A 19,614-nucleotide genomic window follows, 5' to 3' on the forward strand; every position below is an offset into this window, starting at 1 on the left:
CTTGCGGACAGAAGCTGACCGCAAGGGTCACTAGCCTGGTCGGTGTCAGAACGGCACAACCAGGCTCGGAAGGGCGGACATCATGGTCACTCACGTTCCCGCGGAGGCTCACGGCGACGAGCGCGGCGCGCTGCTCGCTTTCATCGAGGCGCAGCGCGGCGCGATCCGCCGCTCGGTACTCGCGCTGACCGAGGAACAGGCCGCGAGCCGGCCCAGCGCCAGTGAGCTCTCGCTCTCCGGGCTGCTCAAGCATGTCGCGGAAACGGAGCTCGGCTGGCTGCGGCGGGCGCAGCAGCGAACGAACGAGAAGCAGCGCACCGAGGAGACCTGGCAGGACAGCTTCCGGCTGGTGGGCGACGAGACCATCCCGGGGATGCTGGCCTTCTGGGACGAGGTGGTCAAGGAGACGGAGGCCTTCATCCACTCCGTACCGAGCCTCAACGACACCTTCCCGCTGCCTCCCGCGCCCTGGTTCCCCAAGGACGCCGCTGTGTCCATGCGCTGGATGCTGCTGCACCTGGTCGAGGAGGTCGCCCGGCACGCCGGGCACGCCGACATCATCCGCGAGTCGCTGGACGGCAAGGGCGCTTTCGAGCTGGTGGCGCTGGAGAGCGGCCAGAGCTGGGGCTGAGCCCGGCCGTACCCTATTCAAAGTTGAATAGAAAGGTACGCGGATGTCAGCGATCCGGCTGCTGGTCCTCGGGGCCGTACGCCAGCACGGGCGGGCGCACGGCTACCAGGTCCGCAACGATCTGGAGTACTGGGGCGCGCACGAGTGGTCCAACGCCAAGCCGGGATCGATCTACCACGCGCTGAAGCAGATGGCGAAGCAGGGACTGCTGCGCGCCCACGAGACCGCGCCGTCCACGGCCGGCGGGCCGCCGCGTACCGAGTACGAGATCACCGAGAAGGGCACCGAAGAGTTCTTCAGGCTGCTGCGGGAGTCCCTGACGGCCTATGACGAGAAGATGGACGTGCTCTCGGCGGGGATCGGCTTCATCGTCGATCTCGCGCGGGAGGATGCCGTGGCCCTGCTGAAGGAGCGCGTACGCGGCCTGGAGGAGTGGCGGACCTCGGTGACGGAGTACTACACACCGGAGGCGGGGCCCGAGTCGATCGGGCACATCGGCGAAATCATGAACATGTGGGTGGGCTCGGCGGACTTCGGCGCGGAGTGGACGCGAGGGCTGATCCGGCGGATCGAGGACGGGGCGTACGTGTTCGCGGGGGAGGGGGAGCCCTTCTCGGGGGTGCTCGCGGAGGGCGAGGAGAACCCGTACGCGACGGGCGAGCGGCACCCGCACGACGAGCGCTGATCAGTGGTGGAACGCCGAAGCCCGCGCCGAGTCCGTGCTCAACGGGTGCTGCTGGCGGCGCAGTTCCGGCAGCAGCTGGTTCAGATCGTCCAGCAGTAGCTCGCCGAGGTCGGCCGAGAACCCGTTGCGGATCACCAGTCGCAGTACCGAGAGGTCCTCGCGGTTGGGCGGGAAGGAGTAGGCGGGGACCAGCCAGCCTCGTTCGCGCAGCCGCCGCGAGACGTCGAAGACGTCGAAGTTCTTCACGTCCGGCGCGGTGGTGACCGCGAAGACCGGCAACTGGTCGCCTCTTGTGAGGAGCTGGAACTCCTCCAGCGCCCCGATCCGGTCCGCGAGCCCGCAGGCGATCTCCCGGGAGGTCTGTTGAACGGCCTGGTAGCCCTCCCTGCCCAGCCGCAGGAACGTGTAGTACTGCGCGACGACCTGAGCGCCCGGACGGGAGAAGTTGAGGGCGAACGTCGGCATGTTGCCGCCCAGATAGTTGACCCGGAAGACCAGATCCTCCGGCAGATCCTCGGGTGAGCGCCACAGCGCCCAGCCGACCCCCGGGTAGACCAGGCCGTACTTGTGCCCGGAGGTGTTGATCGACTTGACCCGCGGCAGCCGGAAGTCCCAGACCAGATCCTCGTCGATGAACGGCGCCACCATCCCGCCGGACGCCCCGTCGACATGGACCGGGATGTCCAGGCCCGTACGCTCCTGAAGGGCGTCCAGCGCGGCACAGACCTCGGCGACGGGCTCGTACGACCCGTCGAAGGTGGAGCCCAGCACGCTCACCACGCCGATGGTGTTCTCGTCGCAGAGATCGGCCGCCGCCTGCGGATCGAGATGGAAGCGGTCGCCCTCCATCGGCACGAGACGCGCCTCGACCTCCCAGAAGTTGCAGAACTTCTCCCAGCAGACCTGGACATTGGCACCCGTCACCAGATTCGGCCGGGCGGCGCCGGGATAGCGGTCCGCGTGGCGCTGCGCCCAACGGCGTTTGAGCGCCATCCCGGCGAGCATGCAGGCCTCGCTGGAGCCCGTGGTCGAGCAGCCGACGGCGGTGGCCGGGTCCGGGGCGTTCCACAGGTCGGCGAGCATGGCCACACAACGCCGCTCCAGCTCGGCGGTGCGCGGGTACTCGTCCTTGTCGATCATGTTCTTGTCCCGGCACTCCGCCATCAGCACCCCGGCCTGCGGCTCCATCCAGGTGGTGACGAAGGTGGCGAGGTTGAGCCGTGCGTTGCCGTCCAGCATCAGCTCGTCGTGCACCAGCTGGTACGCCGTCATGGGCGGAAGCGGCCCGTCCGGAAGTCGGTGCGTGGGCGGGGCCGCGGTCATTCCGCTGGTCGGGTCGGTCGCACCGAAGAAGGGATTGACCGCGAGCCTGCGCATTTCCGGCGTGTGCTCGGCGGAGCCGTCCTTGTGGGGAGGGGCGGCCGCGCCCTTGTGGAGTGGCATCGTCGGTATCGCCTTCCTGGCGCATGGGTGTGCGGTCAGTTCTCAGGCTCGTACGGGCTTGCACCTCACGCAACGTGAGGCGTGAGGCTGGGACGCGTAACGAGAGACGAAGGAGCGGAAAGCCATGAGCTACTCCGTGGGACAGGTGTCCGCATTCGCCGGAGTGACCGTGCGCACGCTGCACCACTACGACGAGATCGGACTGCTCCGTCCGGGTGGCCGCAGCCACGCGGGCCACCGGCGCTACGAGGACGCCGACCTCGACCGGCTGCAGCAGATCCTGTTCTACCGGGAGCTCGGCTTCCCGCTCGACGAGGTCGCGGCGCTGCTCGACGATCCGGACGCGGACCCGCGCGAACACCTGCGCAGGCAGCACGAGCTGCTGACCGGCCGGATCGCCAGGCTGCAGGAGATGGCCGCCGCCGTCGAACAAGCCATGGAGGCGAAGAAGATGGGCATCAACCTCACCCCCGAGGAGAAGTTCGAGGTCTTCGGGGACAAGGACCCCGAGCAGTACGCCGAGGAGGCCGAGCGGCGCTGGGGCGGCAGCGCGGCCTATGCCGAGTCGCAGCGGCGCTCCGCCCGCTACACCAAGGACGACTGGCTGCGCTTCAAGGAGGAGAGCGCCGACTGGAACCGCCGCGTGGTCGCGCTCATGGAGGCCGGAGCACCCGCGGACGGAGAGGCCGCGATGGACCTCGCCGAGGAGCACCGGCAGCAGATCGTCCGCTGGTTCTACGACTGCGGCTACGAGATCCACACCGGACTGGCCGAACTGTACGTAACGGACGACCGCTTCACGCAGACGTACGAGCAGATCCGCCCGGACCTGGCCCGGTACCTGCACGACGCGATCCTCGCGAACGCGGTGCGCAACAGCTGAGCGGCTCCGGGCCCGAGCGTCCTGGCCCGGGGCTCCTCAGCTCTTGGCCAGGACCACCGCCGTCCCGTACGCGCAGACCTCCGTGCCCACGTCCGCCGCTTCCGACACATCGAAGCGGAACATCAGCACACCGTTGGCGCCGCGTGAGCGAGCCTGGTCCACCAGGCGCTCCATCGCCTGGTTACGGGTCTCGACCAGGGTCTTGGTCAGCCCCTTCAGCTCGCCGCCGATCATCGACTTGAGACCGGCGCCGATCTGGCTGCCCAGATGCCGCGAGCGCACGGTGAGGCCGAAGACCTCGCCGATGACCTGCTGTACCTGGAATCCCGGTACATCGTTCGTCGTGACGACCAGTACGTCGGACTGCGGACCCTGTCCGCCGCCGTAATCCTCGATGCCCATCTGCGTCCACCTTCCGTACGGGCTTGTGACGCACAGCTTTGTCCCAGACGGGGCACAGTGCATCCTGGGCGGGCGGACGGAACGTGGAGCAGCGGCGATGCGTTGATAGCTTTGGGTGGCCGACCACGCCGAATCGACGGCCGAATCGACGATCGACCGACTATCGACTCAGGAGCCCGGACCTCGTGACTACCCTTGCGCTCGGACCGAGCTGGCTGGACCCGGACTATCTGATCTCGACGTTCGGCCTGATCGGGGTCCTGGTCATCGTCTTCGCCGAATCCGGCCTGCTCATCGGCTTCTTTCTGCCGGGCGACTCGCTGCTGTTCACCACCGGCCTGCTGGTGACCACCGGCAAGCTCGACGAGCTCCCGCTGTGGGCGGTGTGCGCGCTGATCGTGTTCGCGGCCGTCGTCGGTGACCAGGTCGGCTATCTCTTCGGACGCAAGGTCGGCCCCTCGCTCTTCAAGCGCCCCGACTCCCGGCTCTTCAAGCAGGAGAACGTCGAGAAGGCGCACGAATTCTTCGAGAAGTACGGTCCCAAGTCGCTGGTCCTGGCCCGCTTCGTGCCCATCGTGCGCACGTTCACGCCGATCATCGCCGGTGTGAGCCGGATGAACTACCGCTCGTTCATCACGTTCAACATCATCGGCGGCGCGCTCTGGGGCGCGGGTGTGACACTGCTCGGCGCGGGGCTCGGCAAGGTCGAGTTCGTGAACAAGCACATCGAGGCCATCCTGATCCTGATCGTGCTGCTCTCGGTGATCCCGATCGCGATCGAATTCCTGCGGGCCCGCTCGAGGAACAAGAAGGAAGCAGCCGCCGGCGGACCGTCCGACGACGTGCCCCCGGCGCAGCGCGGCCGCCACGCCAAGCGCTGAGCCAGGCTCCCGGGCCGCTCAGAATCCGCGCGTCCGCTTGGCCGCGCGGCGCAGCGGGCCCTGAACGCCGGGCATCCTGAGGAACAGCCGGGACAGCTCGCCGCCCAGGTTCACCCCGATCGCGATGGCCAGCGCCAGGGCGGCGGCCTTGGTGAGCTGGGTGAGGCCCGAGTTCAGATCGTTCCTTGCGATCTCGAGCAGCCCGAAGTACGTCGCGCTGCCGGGCAGCAACGGCCCGATCGCCGCGGTCACGTACGGCAGCGCGGACGCGAACCGGTAGCGCGAGAGCACCTGCCCGAACAGGCCCACCAGACCGGCCGCCGCGGCCGTCGCGGCGACCGGCGAGACACCCGCGTTATTCGCGAGCGCGCCGTACACCACCCAGGCGATGCCGCCGTTGAACGTCGCCCACAGCACCGTGTTCCGCTCCTGCTGGAGCAGCACGGCGAAGCACAGGGACAGCGCCATCGCTGCCAGCGTCTGCACGAGGGGCCGGTCGACGCTGTGGATGGCCGTCTCGGGGTTCAGGCCCGCGCCCAGCGCGAGGCCCAGATAGAGCACGCTCAGTACGCCGACGACGATGCCGACCACCAGATAGCCGACCTCGAGCAGGCGGGCCGCAGCGGTGATGTAGAAGCCGGTCAGGCCGTCCTGTACGCCGGCGACCAGGGCCCGCCCCGGGATCAGGGCGAACAGACCACCGGTGATCACCGCGGAGGCGCGTACGTCCAGCGGCGACAGCGTCAGCGCGACGCCCATCGCGGCGGAGGGCATGGCCGCGGCGACGAACTGGTAGAACTCCGGCAGTCCGCGCCCGGCGCACAGCCAGGCCAGCCGGTCGCCGAGCATGGCGCTGATCGCCGCCGCCAGGAACACCAGCGCATCGCCGCCGACCAGCACGGACGCCGCGCCCGCCAGCAGTCCGCCGGCCAGGGTGAGCGCCCAGCCGGGGTAGGGGTGCCGGTTACGGCGGATCTCGGCGAGGCGGCGGTAGGCCTCCTCCAGCGAGACCTCCGACTCCTCGGTGCTGATGTCGTGGACCAGCCGGTAGACCGCGGCCAGCCGGGTGTAGTCGGTGCCCCGGCGGCGAACGGTCCGGTTCGCCGTCACCGGGTCGTCGACGAGCGAGGGCTGGTGGGTGATCGACAGCAGGGTGAAGGTGACGGTCGGCTCGCAGCGGTCGAGTCCGTACGAACGCGAGATGGCGAACATGGCCGCCTCGACGTCCTCGGCGCCCTCGCCGCCCGCGAGCAGCAGCTCCCCGATACGCAGCGTCAGGTCAAGCACGCGGGGGACGGCCGGGCCGCCCTCCTCGTGCCGCTGCACGGCCTCCGGCACGGGCCGCTCGCCCACCGGCATCCGCAGCATCGCCCGCATCCGGTCCTGCCAGGGGGCGTGGCTGGTCAGCCGGACCATGGGGATGCCGTGCGCGGGCGTGAACGCGGGTGGCGAGCTCTTGGCGCTGTAGGTGCTCGGCAGGGCGAAGGCGGAACCCTCCGGCCCGGCCGGGCCCTCGGTGCCGACCCCGGCCGGAACGGCGAACTCCGAGGAGGGATGGTCCTCTTCGGGTACATCCGGCTGTCCCACCCCGGGCGGCGGGGTGAAGGCGCTGTGCGCCTCGTCGGACTGAGGCTTCCGGTCTTCCGGACCCTCCGGCTCCGCCACCACGTGCTGTCCTCGCTCCCTCTTGTGTCGCGTGTCAGCTCAGTATGGGTGTGGACCGGCGGCCGCACGCACGACGGGCGGCACCACCTTTCTTGACGCGCCGCTCGCACTGCTCGGCGCCGGGGCGCCTCCCAGGCTTCGCGCCGCTGCGCCGGCCTCCGGCCGCCGAGCCGTCGCACACGCACGACGGGCGGAGCACCCGTCGGTGCCCCGCCCGTCGTCAGCTCGATGCCGAAGAGCTACGTGCTCAGTGCGCGCCGCCCTGCGCCTCCAGGCGCTTGTAGGAGGCCTCGATCTCCGCCTCGGCCTCGGTGCGGCCTACCCAGTTGGCACCCTCGACGGACTTGCCGGGCTCCAGGTCCTTGTAGACCTCGAAGAAGTGCTGGATCTCCAGGCGGTCGAACTCGGACACGTGGTGGATGTCGCGCAGGTGCTCGACGCGCGGGTCGGAGGCAGGCACGCACAGCAGCTTGTCGTCGCCGCCCGCCTCGTCCGTCATCCGGAACATGCCGATCGCGCGGCACTTGATGAGGCAGCCGGGGAAGGTCGGCTCGTCAAGGATGACCAGCGCGTCCAGCGGGTCGCCGTCCTCGCCGAGGGTGTTCTCGACGAATCCGTAGTCGGCCGGGTAGCTGGTCGAGGTGAAGAGTCGACGGTCAAGGCGGATCCGACCGGTCTCGTGGTCCACCTCGTACTTGTTCCGCGAACCCTTCGGGATCTCGATGGTGACGTCGAACTCCACGGGTGGCTCCTCCATGATCAACACATACGTCTGGTGGTTAAGTGTCCCTCACGCAGGTGTGTGATCGCGAAAGGGGATGGTGCGAGGTGCCAGAGGTCAGTACGTGGCAGCTCGCCGCGGGCGCCGCCGTGGCAGGCCTCGCCCTCGCCGCCGGGGCGGTGGCCGCCGCTGGTCCCTGGGACTCGGGCCAGCGTAAGGCCGAGAAGGAGTGGGCGGCTGCCCGGAATCCGGTGGGTGGCGCACATCACGGGACACCGAGGCGGAAGGCCCCGGCTCCCGCGCCCAGCGCACCCGGTGTGCTCGCCGCTCTCGGCGCCCCCTCGAACGCCACTGCCAAGTCCGCGAAGGCCGCCCCCGCCGAACTCGCACAGGTGCTCGCACCGCTGCTCGGCGCCCCCGGGCTCGGGACGGTCCGTACGGCCTGCGTCATCGATCTCGCGACGGGCAAGCAGCTGTACGGACAAGGGGTCTTCGACCCGATGACCCCCGCCTCCACCATCAAGATCGCCACATCGGTCGCCGCCCTGTCCGCTCTCGGCCCCGACCACCGCATCCCCACCACGGTCCTCGCCTCCAAGGACGCCGGGCAGCTCACGCTGGTCGGCGGCGGAGACCCGAGCCTCGACTCGGCAGGACTGCGGACGCTCGCCGACCGTACGGCCCGTGCCCTGCGCGAGCGCGGAGTCGTCTCCGTCCGGCTCGCGTACGACACCTCGCTCTACAAGGGGCCCCTCCGGCACCCCATCGGCCTCAACCCGAACCTCGCCCCGGTCAGCGCACTGATGGTGGGCGAGGGGCGGTCCGACGGGAAGAGCACGGGGCCCGTGGACCGCAGCCCCGACCCGGCGGGAGACGCGGCCCGTGCCTTCGAGCGGCTGCTGAAGGAGCGCGGCATCGCCACGTCCGCCGCCCCCGCCCCCGGCCGTCCCGCCGCCGGGTCCGCCCCGCTGGCCAAGGTGCTCTCCGTACCCCTGTCGGCCCTGGTCGAACGGGCACTGACCAACAGCGACAACGACATCGCCGAAGCACTGGCCCGGCAGACCGCCGTCGCCACCGGCGAGGAGCCGAGCTTCGAGGGCGGCGGACGGGCCGTCACCGGGCAACTGGCCAAGCTGAAGCTCCCGTTGACCGGCGCCCGCTTCGCCGACGGAAGCGGGCTCAACCGGGACGACCGCCTCAGCGCCGGGCTGCTCACCGCGCTGCTGGCCCGCGCCGCCGACCCGGCCCACCCCGAACTGCGCCCGGTCCTGACGGGCCTGCCGGTCGCCGGCTTCAACGGCACCATGGAGAGCCGCTACAACCGGAACTCGCCCGGCACCGGTCTGGTGCGCGCCAAGACCGGGACCCTGACCGGCGTCAACACCCTGGCGGGCACCGTCGTAGCCCCGGACGGACGCCTCCTCGCCTTCGCCTTCATGGCCGCCAACACCCCGTCCAAGGAGCTCGCCCAGCCCGCTCTGGACCGGCTGGCGGCCGCGCTGGCCTCGTGACTCAATGGGCGAACCGGCCGTTGCCGACACCTGACCGCTCCCGGAGCCGACAACGTACGGTTGACGCATGACGAGCATCGGTGGTGCCGAGATGGTCGACTGGAACCTCGCCGTGGCGACCGCGACCCGCTTCGTGCGGCCCGGACCCGACGTGAGCCGGGAGGAGGCGCGCGCCGTCGTCGCCGAGCTGCGGCGGCATGCCAAGGCGGCCGAAGTACATGTGCGGGGCTTCACCCGGATGATCCCGGACGGCCATGAACCGAAGGACACCCCCGTCCTCGTCGTGGACCGGGCCGGGTGGATCCAGGCGAATGTCGCGGGCTTCCGCGAACTGCTGAAGCCGCTGCTGGACAAGATGCAGGAGCGCCGCTCGGGCAGCGCCGGCAGCGCGATGCTCGGAGCGGTCGGCGGCAAGGTCACCGGCGTGGAGCTGGGCATGCTCCTGTCGTTCCTGGCCTCGCGGGTCCTCGGTCAGTACGAGACCTTCGCGCCCGCCACCCGTGAACTGCCCGCGGGCGACCCCTCCGGCCCGGGCGCCGGCGGCGGCCGCCTGCTCCTGGTCGCCCCGAACATCGTCCATGTCGAGCGTGAACTCGAAGTGGACCCGCACGACTTCAGGCTCTGGGTCTGCCTCCACGAGGAGACCCACCGCACCCAGTTCACCGGCGTGCCCTGGCTGCGCGACCACCTCGAGGGCGAGATCCAGTCATTTCTGGGCGAGACCGAGGTCGACCCGATGACGGTCCTCGAGCGCTTCCGGGAGGCCGCCCAGTCGCTCTCCGGCGCCCGCCCCGAGGGCGAGGAGGACGAGAGCGGCCGCTCCATCGTCGAGCTGGTCCAGACCCCCGCGCAGCGCGAGATCCTCAGTCGGCTGACCGCCGTGATGTCCCTGCTGGAAGGGCATGCCGACTTCGTGATGGACGGCGTCGGGCCCGATGTCGTGCCCTCCGTCGCCGAGATCCGCGAGAAATTCCAGCAGCGCAGGGCCCGCGGCGCGAGCCGTCTGGACCAGGCACTGCGCAAGCTGCTCGGCCTCGACGCCAAGCTGCGCCAGTACCGCGACGGCGAGCGGTTTGTCCGGTCCGTCGTCGAGGAGGTCGGAATGGATGGATTCAACCGCGTCTGGACGTCTCCGAACACGCTGCCCACCAAGGCGGAGATCGCCAAACCCGCGGACTGGGTCGCGAGGGTGCACCGTAAAGCAGACTCGTGAGCGGGCGGCGTCCGACGGCAGAAGGACGCCCCCCTAATCACCCATCCGAGGGACCGTAGGCAATGGGTAGGCGTGCAATGCTCGGGTATCGGCTCGGTTCTGTCACCATCGACGCACTCTGAGTGACTGATCCTCCCGTCCCGACAACCGACCGAGGCACCCCCCAACTTTTCACGAAGGGCACCGGACATGGGTCCCCATCCTGCGGTCGCGGCGATACGCCTGGCGGTCCGCCGCGTACTCCACGACGTACTCACCGAACACTCCGACCGGCTCGCGCGCTCCGTCGGCCACGCGGCCCCCGCGCGCTCGGCCTCCTCCTTCCATCACGCGCCCACAGACGAGCAGCCGCTCGTCCTGGTGGCATGCTCCGGCGGCGCCGACTCCATGGCCCTCGCCTCCGCCCTCGCCTTCGAGGCCCGCAAACTCTCCGTCCGGGCCGGCGGCATCACCGTCGACCACGGCCTCCAGGACGGCTCCGACCTCCGCGCCGCCGAGGTCGCGGTCCGGCTCACCGCGATGCAGCTCGACCCCGTCGAAGCCATCACCGTACGAGTCGGCCGCGACGGCGGCCCCGAGGCCGCGGCCCGCGACGCCCGCTACGCCGCCCTCGACGACGCCGCCGAGCGCCACGGGGCCGCCGCCGTCCTGCTCGGCCACACCCGCGACGACCAGGCCGAAACCGTCCTGCTGGGTCTCGCCCGCGGCTCCGGCACCCGCTCGCTCTCCGGGATGGCGGCCGTCTCGGGGGCGGCCGGCCGCTACCGCCGCCCCTTCCTCCAGCTCGACCGGCAGACCGCCCGCAAGGCCTGCATGGCCCAGTCGCTGCCCGTCTGGGACGACCCCCACAACGCCGACCCGGCCTACACCCGCTCCCGGCTGCGCCACGAGGGCCTGCCCGCCCTGGAGAAGGCCCTCGGCAAGGGCGTCGTCGAGGCGCTCGCCCGGACCGCACAGCTCTCCCGCGACGACGCCGACGCCCTGGACACCTGGGCCGCCGACGCGGACGCCGCCGTACGGGACGACGCGGGCCGCCTGGAGTGCGCGAAGCTGTACACGCTGCCGCCCGCCGTGCGCCGCAGGATCCTGCGCCGGGCCGTCATCGAGGCGGGAGCGCCCGCCGGTTCGCTCTTCGCCCGGCACGTCGAGGAAGTCGACCGGCTGATCACGGGCTGGCGCGGCCAGGGAGCCATCAATCTGCCCGGCCGCGTCGAGGCACGACGGCAGGGTGGCAGACTGGTCATTCGGCAAGGCTGACGCAGCAAACGAAAGTGACCCGGGTGAACGAGAAGGACATGGGCGCCGACCTCCAGTCGGTGCTCATCACCAAGGAAGAGATCGACGCGAAGCTGGGCGAGCTGGCCGCGAAGATCGACGCAGAGTACGCGGGCAAGGACCTGCTCCTCGTCGGTGTCCTCAAGGGCGCCGTGATGGTGATGGCGGACCTGGCGCGTGCCCTGTCCACCCCCGTCACGATGGACTGGATGGCGGTGTCCTCGTACGGCGCGGGCACCCAGTCCTCGGGCGTGGTCCGGATCCTCAAGGACCTGGACACCGACATCAAGGGCAAGCACGTCCTGATCGTCGAGGACATCATCGACTCCGGCCTCACGCTTTCGTGGCTGCTGTCGAACCTCGGCTCGCGCGAGCCGGCCTCTCTCGAGGTCTGCACACTGCTGCGTAAGCCGGATGCCGCGAAGGTCGCGATCGATGTGAAGTGGATCGGCTTCGACATTCCCAATGAGTTTGTCGTCGGGTACGGACTGGATTACGCCGAGAAGTACCGCAATCTGCCGTTTGTCGGCACGCTCGCACCGCACGTGTACGGCGGCTGAAGGCCCCCGAAAGCACGGGAACCCTGGCCTCTCTCCCGCCGTTGGAGCAAGGGAAGGCGGCCACGGGTGACAATGCTGGGGTACCGTCCGAAGAACAGTCTTTTCTCACAGCAGCATTTACCTACGGGCAGGAGGGACGGGGCGATTTCCGCTCCGTATGGATGGACGTGAAGCGATACTTCCGTGGGCCGGTCATGTGGATCGTGCTGGCCGTCCTCGCCGTGGTCGTGTTGATGCAGGTCGTCGGCTCGTCCGGCGGCTACAAGACGGTGGACACCGGCGAGGTCGTCCAGGCGATCGACAAGAACCAGGTCGACCAGGTCAAGCTGACCACCGGCGACGAACAGATCATCAAGGTTGATCTGAAGGACGGCCAGAAGGTCAAGGGCAGCGACAAGATCCAGGCGAGCTACATCGGCACCCAGGGTGCCGATCTGGCCGAGAAGCTCCAGACGAAGTACGAGGCCGGTGACATCGAGAAGGGTTACACCGTCTCGCCGTCGAAGCAGAGCCCGTTCGTCTCGGTGCTGCTCTCGCTGCTGCCCTTCGTCCTGATTGTCGTGGTCTTCCTCTTCCTGATGAACCAGATGCAGGGCGGCGGCTCCCGAGTCATGAACTTCGGGAAGTCCAAGGCCAAGCTGATCACCAAGGACACCCCGAAGACGACCTTCGCCGATGTGGCGGGGGCCGACGAGGCGGTCGAGGAGCTCTACGAGATCAAGGAGTTCCTGCAGGAGCCGGCCAAGTTCCAGGCGGTCGGCGCCAAGATCCCGAAGGGTGTGCTGCTGTACGGCCCGCCCGGTACGGGCAAGACGCTCCTCGCGCGCGCCGTCGCGGGCGAGGCCGGTGTCCCCTTCTACTCGATCTCCGGCTCCGACTTCGTCGAGATGTTCGTCGGTGTCGGTGCGTCCCGAGTGCGCGACCTCTTCGAGCAGGCCAAGGCGAACGCCCCGGCGATCGTCTTCGTCGACGAGATCGACGCCGTCGGCCGACACCGCGGTGCGGGTCTGGGCGGCGGACACGACGAGCGCGAGCAGACCCTCAACCAGTTGCTCGTCGAGATGGACGGCTTCGACGTGAAGGGCGGCGTCATCCTGATCGCCGCCACGAACCGGCCCGACATTCTCGACCCGGCGCTGCTGCGCCCGGGCCGTTTCGACCGGCAGATCGCCGTCGACCGCCCGGACATGCAGGGCCGTCTGGAGATCCTCAAGGTCCACCAGAAGGGCAAGCCGGTCGCCCCGGACGTCGATCTGGGCGCGGTTGCCCGGCGTACGCCAGGCTTCACCGGCGCGGACCTGTCGAACGTGCTGAACGAAGCGGCGCTCCTGACGGCGCGCAGCGACAAGAAGCTGGTCGACAACCACTCCCTGGACGAGGCGATCGACCGCGTCGTGGCGGGCCCGCAGAAGCGGACCCGGATCATGTCGGAGAAGGAAAAGAAGATCACCGCGTACCACGAGGGCGGTCACGCCCTGGTCGCGGCGGCTTCGCCGAACTCCGACCCGGTTCACAAGATCACGATCCTGTCCCGTGGACGGGCGCTCGGATACACCATGGTCCTGCCGGACGAGGACAGGTACTCCACGACCCGCAACGAAATGCTCGACCAGCTGGCATACATGCTGGGCGGGCGCGCGGCCGAGGAGCTCGTCTTCCACGACCCGACCACGGGTGCGGCCAACGACATCGAGAAGGCCACGACCACGGCCCGGGCGATGGTCACGCAGTACGGCATGACCGAGCGTCTTGGTGCCATCAAGTTCGGTGGCGACAACACCGAGCCGTTCCTCGGACGTGAGATGGGTCACCAGCGCGACTACTCGGAAGAGGTCGCCGCGCTGGTCGACGAAGAGGTCAAGAAGCTCATCGAGACCGCGCACAACGAGGCGTGGGAGATCCTGGTCGAGAACCGTGACGTACTCGACAATCTGGTTCTGCAGCTCCTCGAGAAGGAGACCCTCGGCAAGGAGCAGATCGCCGAGATCTTCGCGCCGATCGTGAAGCGCCCGGCCCGCCCGGCCTGGACCGGCTCCTCGCGACGCACTCCGTCGACGCGGCCGCCGGTGCTCTCGCCGAAGGAGCTGGCGCTGACCAATGGAGCCGTCGGCTCCAACGGCTCGGCACCGACGGACACCGTCCCGGCCATAGAGGCGGTCCCCGAGGAGCGTCCGGAGGGCTGATCCCTTCCGGCGCCGTGGTCGCACGGCGCCGCACAGGGCCCGGAATGAATGCCGCGTCCCCCAGGTTTTAGCCTGGGGGACGCGGCGTTTTCGTATGCCCGCCCGCAAGAGCAAGAGGAACGAGGCACAGATGACCGACCCGGTGACGCTGGACGGCGAGGGCACGATCGGCGAGTTCGACGAGAAGCGGGCCGAGAACGCTGTGCGAGAACTTCTCATCTCGGTCGGGGAGGACCCGGACCGGGAGGGCCTGCGGGAGACGCCGGGGCGGGTGGCGCGGGCATACCGGGAGATATTCGCGGGCCTGTGGCAGAAGCCGGAAGAGGTCCTGACGACGACGTTCGACCTCGGGCACGACGAGATGGTCCTGGTGAAGGACATCGAAGTCTTTTCCACCTGTGAACACCACCTGGTCCCGTTCAGGGGTGTGGCGCATGTCGGCTACATCCCGTCGACCGACGGCAAGATCACCGGACTGTCGAAGCTGGCCCGTCTCGTCGACGTCTTCGCCCGGCGCCCACAGGTGCAGGAGCGGCTCACCACCCAGATCGCCGACTCGTTGATGGAGATACTGGAGCCGCGCGGAGTGATCGTCGTCATCGAGTGCGAGCACATGTGCATGTCGATGCGCGGCATCCGCAAGCCGGGTGCCAAGACGATCACTTCCGCGGTGCGCGGCCAGCTGCGCGACCTGGCGACGCGCAATGAGGCGATGAGCCTCATCATGGCTCGCTAGGTCCTGTCCGGGCGTCGGCGCGCCCCTGCGCGCTGCTGAGGTCTACGACGCGCTGAGCCGGCTGCTGAGCCACGCCAGGGCGGGCGGGATCTCGCGCCGCCAGGTGTTGAAGTTGTGCCCGCCGCTGTCGAGCATGATCGACGAGACGCGCGCCGGGGCCTTCACCTTGTCGATGAACTGCAGGGTGTGCTTGAGGTTGCCCTCGCCCGCCTTCGAACTGGTCACCAGGAACGACGACTTGCCCTGCGGCAGATGGTCCAGGCTCCACAGCAGATTGGCGCGGCTCTTCGCCTTCTTGTCGCCGTGGAAGAGATCGCCGGTCGTCGGATCGTCGGCCGCCTTGTAGTACGCAGAGAGGCCCGCGGACGCTCCGAACTGCTCCGGGTGGTGCAGCGCGATCTTCAGGGCGCAGTAGCCGCCGGTCGAGTTCCCGATGAAGCCCCAGTTCCGGGGCTTGGTGCCCACGCGGTACGTCTGCGAGATCGCCTTCGGCAGATCCTTGGCGAAGAAGGTCTCGGTCTGCGGCCCGCCCGGTACGTCCACGCACTCGGTGTCCCGCGGCGGTGCGACGGTCGGCCGCAGCATCACCAGGATCATCGGCTGCATCCGGCCTTCCTTGGCCTGCATGAAGGCCGTCCGCGGGTACTTCAGCCCCTTGAGCAGGTTCTCGGCCGTCCCGGGATAGCCGGTCAGCACAAGGGCTGCCGGGAAGGTGCTCTTCTGGTATTTCGGCTGAAAGTACTCCGGGGGCAGATAGACGTACGCAGTGCTGTCGATACGGGATTTCTCGCCCGCCACGACGATCTTCTGTATCTGACCACCCGTCGCGGGTCGCGAGCTGCCCGGAACATCCAGCTTCTTCTTCTCGACGACCTTGATCCGCTTGCCGCCGGCCGAGTGGTCGACGACGACGCCCATGTCCTGTTCCTGGCCGAAGAGGTCGGACCAGGTGCCGTAGAAGAGGAACGAGTTGTTCGCGGCGAGTCCGACTGCGGCGAACAGTGCCAGCTGGGTCGCGAGCAGCAGGCCGATCCTGCCGGTCACGGCCCGCCAGCTGCGCCGCGCGAGCCGCGGCCAGAGCCAGATCGTGACGCCGAACAGCACCACGGCCACGAGGATGGCCAAGGCCAGAACTTTGTTACTGGTCAGACCCATGAGTCGCGTGAGCTTTCTTCCTTGAGAATTTCCTGTGAGTGAGTGAACCCGCCTCCCGAAAGTCCCGTCCTAGAGAACGCAAATCGTCCGGAGCCCGCTGAACTGCGGCGCACGGACACAGGATCTCTCGCGGAGTCACGGGAAGCGATGTCTGCAACGGTAGATGGGGACAAATCAGGATCGGTTCCGGATCGGGTACGTCGCGTTCTGCGCGGCCCCCGACCGGAAGTGGTTCCTTCGCTGGTCGGCACGGCCTGCACACTCGTCGGCCTGATCGACATTGCCGCCGGGGTGTTCCCCCGGTTCCGGCACAGCCGTATGCACTCGCTCGCCGAGGTGCTGCCGGGGGCCACCGGGCCCTTCGCCGCGGCACTTTCGCTGAGCGTCGGCGTGCTGCTCCTGCTGCTCGCCCACGGGCTCAAGCGGCACAAGCGCCGTGCCTGGCGGGCCGCGGTGATCCTGCTGCCCGTCGGTGCGGTGGGGCAGTTCGTCTACCGTCACTCGGTGATCGGCGCGCTGGTCTCGCTGCTGCTGCTGACGCTGCTGCTGCGCCACCGCAGTGAGTTCGCCGCGCTGCCCGACCCGCGCAGCCGCTGGAAGGCGCTCGCCAACTTCATCCTCATGGGCGCCGGTTCCCTGGGCCTCGGCCTGGTCATCGTCAGCGCACATCCGCACAACGAGGTCGGCAGCCCCAGCCTGGCGGACCGCCTGGAGCATGTCCTGTACGGGCTGTTCGGCTTCGAGGGTCCCGTCGACTATGCCGACGGGGTGTCCTGGACGGTCGGTTACTCCCTCGGCGCGCTCGGCCTGCTGACCGCCGTCACCACGATCTATCTCGCCTTCCGCCCCGAGCACCCGGCGGCGCGCCTCACCGAGGACGACGAGCTCCGGCTGCGCGACCTGCTGACCCGGCACGGCGGGCGGGACTCGCTCGGGCACTTCGCGCTGCGCCGCGACAAGGCGGTCGTCTTCTCGCCGAGCGGCAAGGCCGCGGTCACCTACCGCGTGGTCTCCGGCGTGATGCTCGCCAGCGGCGACCCGATCGGCGACGTCGAGGCGTGGCCGGGCGCGATCGAACGCTTCATGGACGAGGCGAAGGCGCACTCCTGGACCCCGGCGGTGATGGGCTGCTCGGAGACCGGTGGTGAGGTCTGGACCCGGGAGACCGGACTGGACGCGCTGGAGCTCGGCGACGAGGCGGTGGTGGACGTCGCGGATTTCTCGCTCACCGGGCGCGCGATGCGCAACGTACGCCAGATGGTGAAGCGCATCGAACGCAATGGGTACACCACGCGGGTACGGCGAGCCCGTGATCTGTCCGACGAGGAGCTGGAGGCCGTCCGTCTGGCCGCGGCGGATTGGCGGGGCACCGACACTGAGCGGGGCTTCTCGATGGCCCTGGGCCGGATAGGCGACGCGGCCGACGGCGACGCGGTGATCGCGACGGCGCACAAGGAGGACCCCGATTCTCCCTACGGCGACCTGAAGGCGATCATCCACTTCGTCCCGTGGGGGCCGGACGGCATGTCCCTGGAACTCATGCGCCGCGACCGCTCGGCCGACCCGGGCATGAACGAACTCCTGATCGTGGCCGCCCTGCAGGCCTCGCCCGAGCTGAAGATCGAGCGGGTCTCGCTGAACTTCGCGATGTTCCGTTCGGCGCTGGCACGCGGCGAGAAGATCGGCGCCGGCCCGGTGCTGCGGATGTGGCGCGGACTTCTCGTGTTCCTCTCCCGCTGGTTCCAGATCGAGTCGCTGTACAAGTTCAACGCGAAGTTCCAGCCGCGCTGGGAGCCGCGCTTCGTGGTCTTCCGCAACACGCGCGACCTGCCGCGGATAGGTTTCGCGGCGATGCAGGCGGAGGGCTTCGTCAATGTCGCGCTCCCGCGCCTCTTCCCGCGCCGCCGCCCGCCGCGCCAGCCCCGCCCGTGCGCGCACATGACGGTCCACCAGCCGGAACGCGAGGTTCAGGCGGCGTAACGCCGTAACAGCCAGCCCTGCCGCCCCGCCCGCCGCCCGGGACGGCGGGGTTCGTGTGGGGGCGCCTGAGCCCAGCCCTTTGACCGGGGGCCGGGCTCAGGCGCCCGCTTTCGCCGCGTGGCCGCCACTTCGCGCGGGTCGGGCCACGTGCGCGCGCGGGTGCCCAGCAACCCCGTATGCACAGGGCGGGCGGGTGGGGACAAATCCCTCGTCCGCCACCGGCGTGACGTCCGGCCCGCCCCACGGGCCTAGGCTGGGCGTATGAGTACGTTGCGCGGACGGGGCACGGCCAGCGGCCTGCCGGAGTGGGATCGCTGTGCGGTCATGGGGGTCGTCAATGTGACGCCCGATTCCTTCTCCGACGGCGGTCGCTGGTTCGACACCACCGCCGCGGTCAAGCGCGGCCTCGACCTCGTCTCCGAGGGCGCCGACCTCGTCGACGTCGGCGGCGAGTCCACCAGGCCCGGTGCCAGTCGCGTCGACGAGGACGAGGAGCTGCGCCGCGTCATTCCCGTCGTACGCGGCCTTGCCGCCGAGGGCGTTACCGTCTCCGTCGACACCATGCGCGCCTCCGTCGCCGAACGGGCCGTCGCCGCCGGCGCCGTACTCGTCAACGATGTCAGCGGCGGCCTCGCCGACCCCCGTATGGTCCCCGCTGTCGCCGCCACCGGGGTCCCCTTCGTGGTCATGCACTGGCGCGGCTTCAGCCAGGACATGAACGCCCGCGCCGTCTACACCGACGTCGTCGCCGAAGTCGTCAGCGAACTGCGTGCCCGCATGGACGCCGTCGTCGCGGGCGGCATCTCGCCCGAGCGCATCGTCATCGACCCCGGCCTCGGCTTCGCCAAGCAGGCTGAGCACGACCTCGCCCTCGTCGCCCACCTCGACGAGCTCCGCGCGCTCGGCCGCCCCCTCCTCGTCGCCGCCTCCCGCAAGCGTTTCCTCGGCCACGTACTGGCGAGGGAGGGCGCCCCGCCACCGGCCCGCGAGCGGGACGCCGCGACCGCCGCGGTGTCCGCCATCGCGGCCCACGAGGGCGCATGGGCCGTACGCGTGCACGAGGTGCGCGCCACGGCGGACGCCGTCCGCGTCGCCCGCGCCGTCGAGGGTGCCCGGTGAGCCGTACTGACGTGGAGCTGGTGGAAGAGGCCAACACCACGTTCTACGAGACGATGGAGCGCGGTGACTTCGAGGAGCTCTCCGGCCTCTGGCTGGACGAGGGCATCTCCTGCATCCACCCCGGCTGGCCGGTCCTGACCGGCCGCGGCGAGGTGCTCCGCTCGTACGCCCTGATCATGGCGAACACCGAGTACATCCAGTTCTTCCTGACGGACGTGAAGGTCAGCCTCGCCGGCGACACCGCCCTGGTGACCTGTACGGAGAACATCCTCAGCGGCGGTCCCGCCGAGGAGAGCGGCGAACTCGGCCCCCTCGTCGGCCAGCTCGTCGTCGCCACCAATGTGTTTCGCCGCACATCGGACGGTTGGAAGATCTGGTCACATCACGGATCACCCGTTCTGGCGGAAAGCGACGAGGAAGAGGACGACGAAACCCCCTCATAAGTGGGTAGGCGGGCCTTCGGGGATTGGAAATCCGGCCCTCCGGGTAGGGGCGGCTACCAGCCTCGCGGAGTGCCCGTCCACAGCCCCCGTTGGCGGGCACTGTCGGTGCCCGCAGGTAGATTCGAATG

18 protein-coding genes are annotated in these 19,614 nt (G+C 69.4%); 13 read left to right on the plus strand and 5 right to left on the minus strand.

Going from position 1 to position 19,614, the window contains the following annotated elements; all coding sequences use genetic code 11:
* Nucleotides 1–82 precede the first annotated feature (82 nt).
* Both OG741_RS22435 and OG741_RS22440 read left to right on the plus strand, forming a co-directional pair.
* Nucleotides 83–631, plus strand: a complete 549-nt coding sequence (locus tag OG741_RS22435; protein WP_405600576.1) for a DinB family protein — start codon at nucleotides 83–85, stop codon at nucleotides 629–631.
* 43 nt (nucleotides 632–674) lie between these two features.
* Nucleotides 675–1,316, plus strand: coding sequence for a PadR family transcriptional regulator (locus OG741_RS22440; RefSeq protein ID WP_405600578.1), 642 nt, complete (start codon nucleotides 675–677; stop codon nucleotides 1,314–1,316).
* Here OG741_RS22440 and OG741_RS22445 read toward each other — a convergent pair whose 3' ends face one another.
* The gene (locus OG741_RS22445) at nucleotides 1,317–2,759 is read right to left on the minus strand and encodes a glutamate decarboxylase (RefSeq protein WP_405600580.1); all 1,443 of its coding nucleotides are present in this window, start codon (nucleotides 2,757–2,759) and stop codon (nucleotides 1,317–1,319) included. It lies immediately after the preceding gene.
* Between the two features lie 124 nt (nucleotides 2,760–2,883).
* Here OG741_RS22445 and OG741_RS22450 point away from each other — a divergent pair, with 124 nt between their 5' ends.
* Entirely contained in the window at nucleotides 2,884–3,642 is a 759-nt protein-coding gene (locus OG741_RS22450) for a MerR family transcriptional regulator (protein WP_266479741.1), read from the plus strand.
* A gap of 36 nt (nucleotides 3,643–3,678) precedes the next feature.
* On the opposite strand, the gene OG741_RS22455 is transcribed toward OG741_RS22450, so the two are convergent.
* Nucleotides 3,679–4,044: a YbjQ family protein gene (locus OG741_RS22455; RefSeq protein WP_405600583.1), complete on the minus strand. Its 366-nt coding sequence runs from the start codon at nucleotides 4,042–4,044 to the stop codon at nucleotides 3,679–3,681.
* 185 nt (nucleotides 4,045–4,229) lie between these two features.
* Between OG741_RS22455 and OG741_RS22460 the strand changes: the two genes are divergently transcribed.
* Entirely contained in the window at nucleotides 4,230–4,925 is a 696-nt protein-coding gene (locus OG741_RS22460; protein WP_405600585.1) for a DedA family protein, read from the plus strand.
* A gap of 18 nt (nucleotides 4,926–4,943) precedes the next feature.
* On the opposite strand, the gene OG741_RS22465 is transcribed toward OG741_RS22460, so the two are convergent.
* A complete protein-coding gene (locus OG741_RS22465; RefSeq protein ID WP_266479735.1) occupies nucleotides 4,944–6,593 on the minus strand; it encodes a threonine/serine exporter ThrE family protein in 1,650 nt (549 codons plus the stop codon).
* A 244-nt stretch (nucleotides 6,594–6,837) separates the two neighbouring features.
* The gene (locus OG741_RS22470; RefSeq protein WP_108151010.1) at nucleotides 6,838–7,332 is read right to left on the minus strand and encodes an inorganic diphosphatase; all 495 of its coding nucleotides are present in this window, start codon (nucleotides 7,330–7,332) and stop codon (nucleotides 6,838–6,840) included.
* A gap of 86 nt (nucleotides 7,333–7,418) precedes the next feature.
* Between OG741_RS22470 and dacB the strand changes: the two genes are divergently transcribed.
* From dacB to folE, 6 genes are all read left to right on the plus strand, one after another.
* Complete coding sequence (gene dacB / locus OG741_RS22475) at nucleotides 7,419–8,822, plus strand: D-alanyl-D-alanine carboxypeptidase/D-alanyl-D-alanine-endopeptidase (protein WP_405600587.1); 1,404 nt, start codon at nucleotides 7,419–7,421, stop codon at nucleotides 8,820–8,822.
* 67 nt (nucleotides 8,823–8,889) lie between these two features.
* Nucleotides 8,890–10,035, plus strand: coding sequence for a zinc-dependent metalloprotease (locus tag OG741_RS22480; RefSeq protein ID WP_405600589.1), 1,146 nt, complete (start codon nucleotides 8,890–8,892; stop codon nucleotides 10,033–10,035).
* Between the two features lie 189 nt (nucleotides 10,036–10,224).
* Entirely contained in the window at nucleotides 10,225–11,292 is a 1,068-nt protein-coding gene (tilS, locus tag OG741_RS22485) for a tRNA lysidine(34) synthetase TilS (RefSeq protein ID WP_405600591.1), read from the plus strand.
* 38 nt (nucleotides 11,293–11,330) lie between these two features.
* Nucleotides 11,331–11,870, plus strand: coding sequence for a hypoxanthine phosphoribosyltransferase (hpt, locus tag OG741_RS22490; protein WP_142215096.1), 540 nt, complete (start codon nucleotides 11,331–11,333; stop codon nucleotides 11,868–11,870).
* 161 nt (nucleotides 11,871–12,031) lie between these two features.
* Nucleotides 12,032–14,053, plus strand: a complete 2,022-nt coding sequence (gene ftsH / locus OG741_RS22495) for an ATP-dependent zinc metalloprotease FtsH (protein WP_405600594.1) — start codon at nucleotides 12,032–12,034, stop codon at nucleotides 14,051–14,053.
* A gap of 130 nt (nucleotides 14,054–14,183) precedes the next feature.
* A complete protein-coding gene (gene folE / locus OG741_RS22500) occupies nucleotides 14,184–14,789 on the plus strand; it encodes a GTP cyclohydrolase I FolE (RefSeq protein ID WP_266479725.1) in 606 nt (201 codons plus the stop codon).
* A 42-nt stretch (nucleotides 14,790–14,831) separates the two neighbouring features.
* Here folE and OG741_RS22505 read toward each other — a convergent pair whose 3' ends face one another.
* Nucleotides 14,832–15,944 (minus strand): alpha/beta hydrolase, encoded by a 1,113-nt coding sequence (locus OG741_RS22505; RefSeq protein ID WP_405600596.1) that lies wholly within the window; start codon nucleotides 15,942–15,944, stop codon nucleotides 14,832–14,834.
* A gap of 147 nt (nucleotides 15,945–16,091) precedes the next feature.
* Here OG741_RS22505 and OG741_RS22510 point away from each other — a divergent pair, with 147 nt between their 5' ends.
* The 3 genes from OG741_RS22510 (at nucleotide 16,092) to OG741_RS22520 (ending at nucleotide 19,486) form a co-directional block, all read left to right on the plus strand.
* Entirely contained in the window at nucleotides 16,092–17,924 is a 1,833-nt protein-coding gene (locus OG741_RS22510) for a phosphatidylglycerol lysyltransferase domain-containing protein (RefSeq protein ID WP_405600598.1), read from the plus strand.
* A gap of 261 nt (nucleotides 17,925–18,185) precedes the next feature.
* On the plus strand, nucleotides 18,186–19,043 hold the full coding sequence (folP, locus tag OG741_RS22515; protein ID WP_405600600.1) for a dihydropteroate synthase: 858 nt from the start codon (nucleotides 18,186–18,188) through the stop codon (nucleotides 19,041–19,043).
* Entirely contained in the window at nucleotides 19,040–19,486 is a 447-nt protein-coding gene (locus OG741_RS22520) for a nuclear transport factor 2 family protein (RefSeq protein ID WP_405600602.1), read from the plus strand. Before folP ends, OG741_RS22520 begins: the two co-directional genes overlap by 4 nt.
* Nucleotides 19,487–19,614: the final 128 nt, after the last annotated feature.

The organism is Streptomyces sp. NBC_01410 (assembly GCF_045040195.1).
GTDB lineage: Bacteria > Actinomycetota > Actinomycetes > Streptomycetales > Streptomycetaceae > Streptomyces.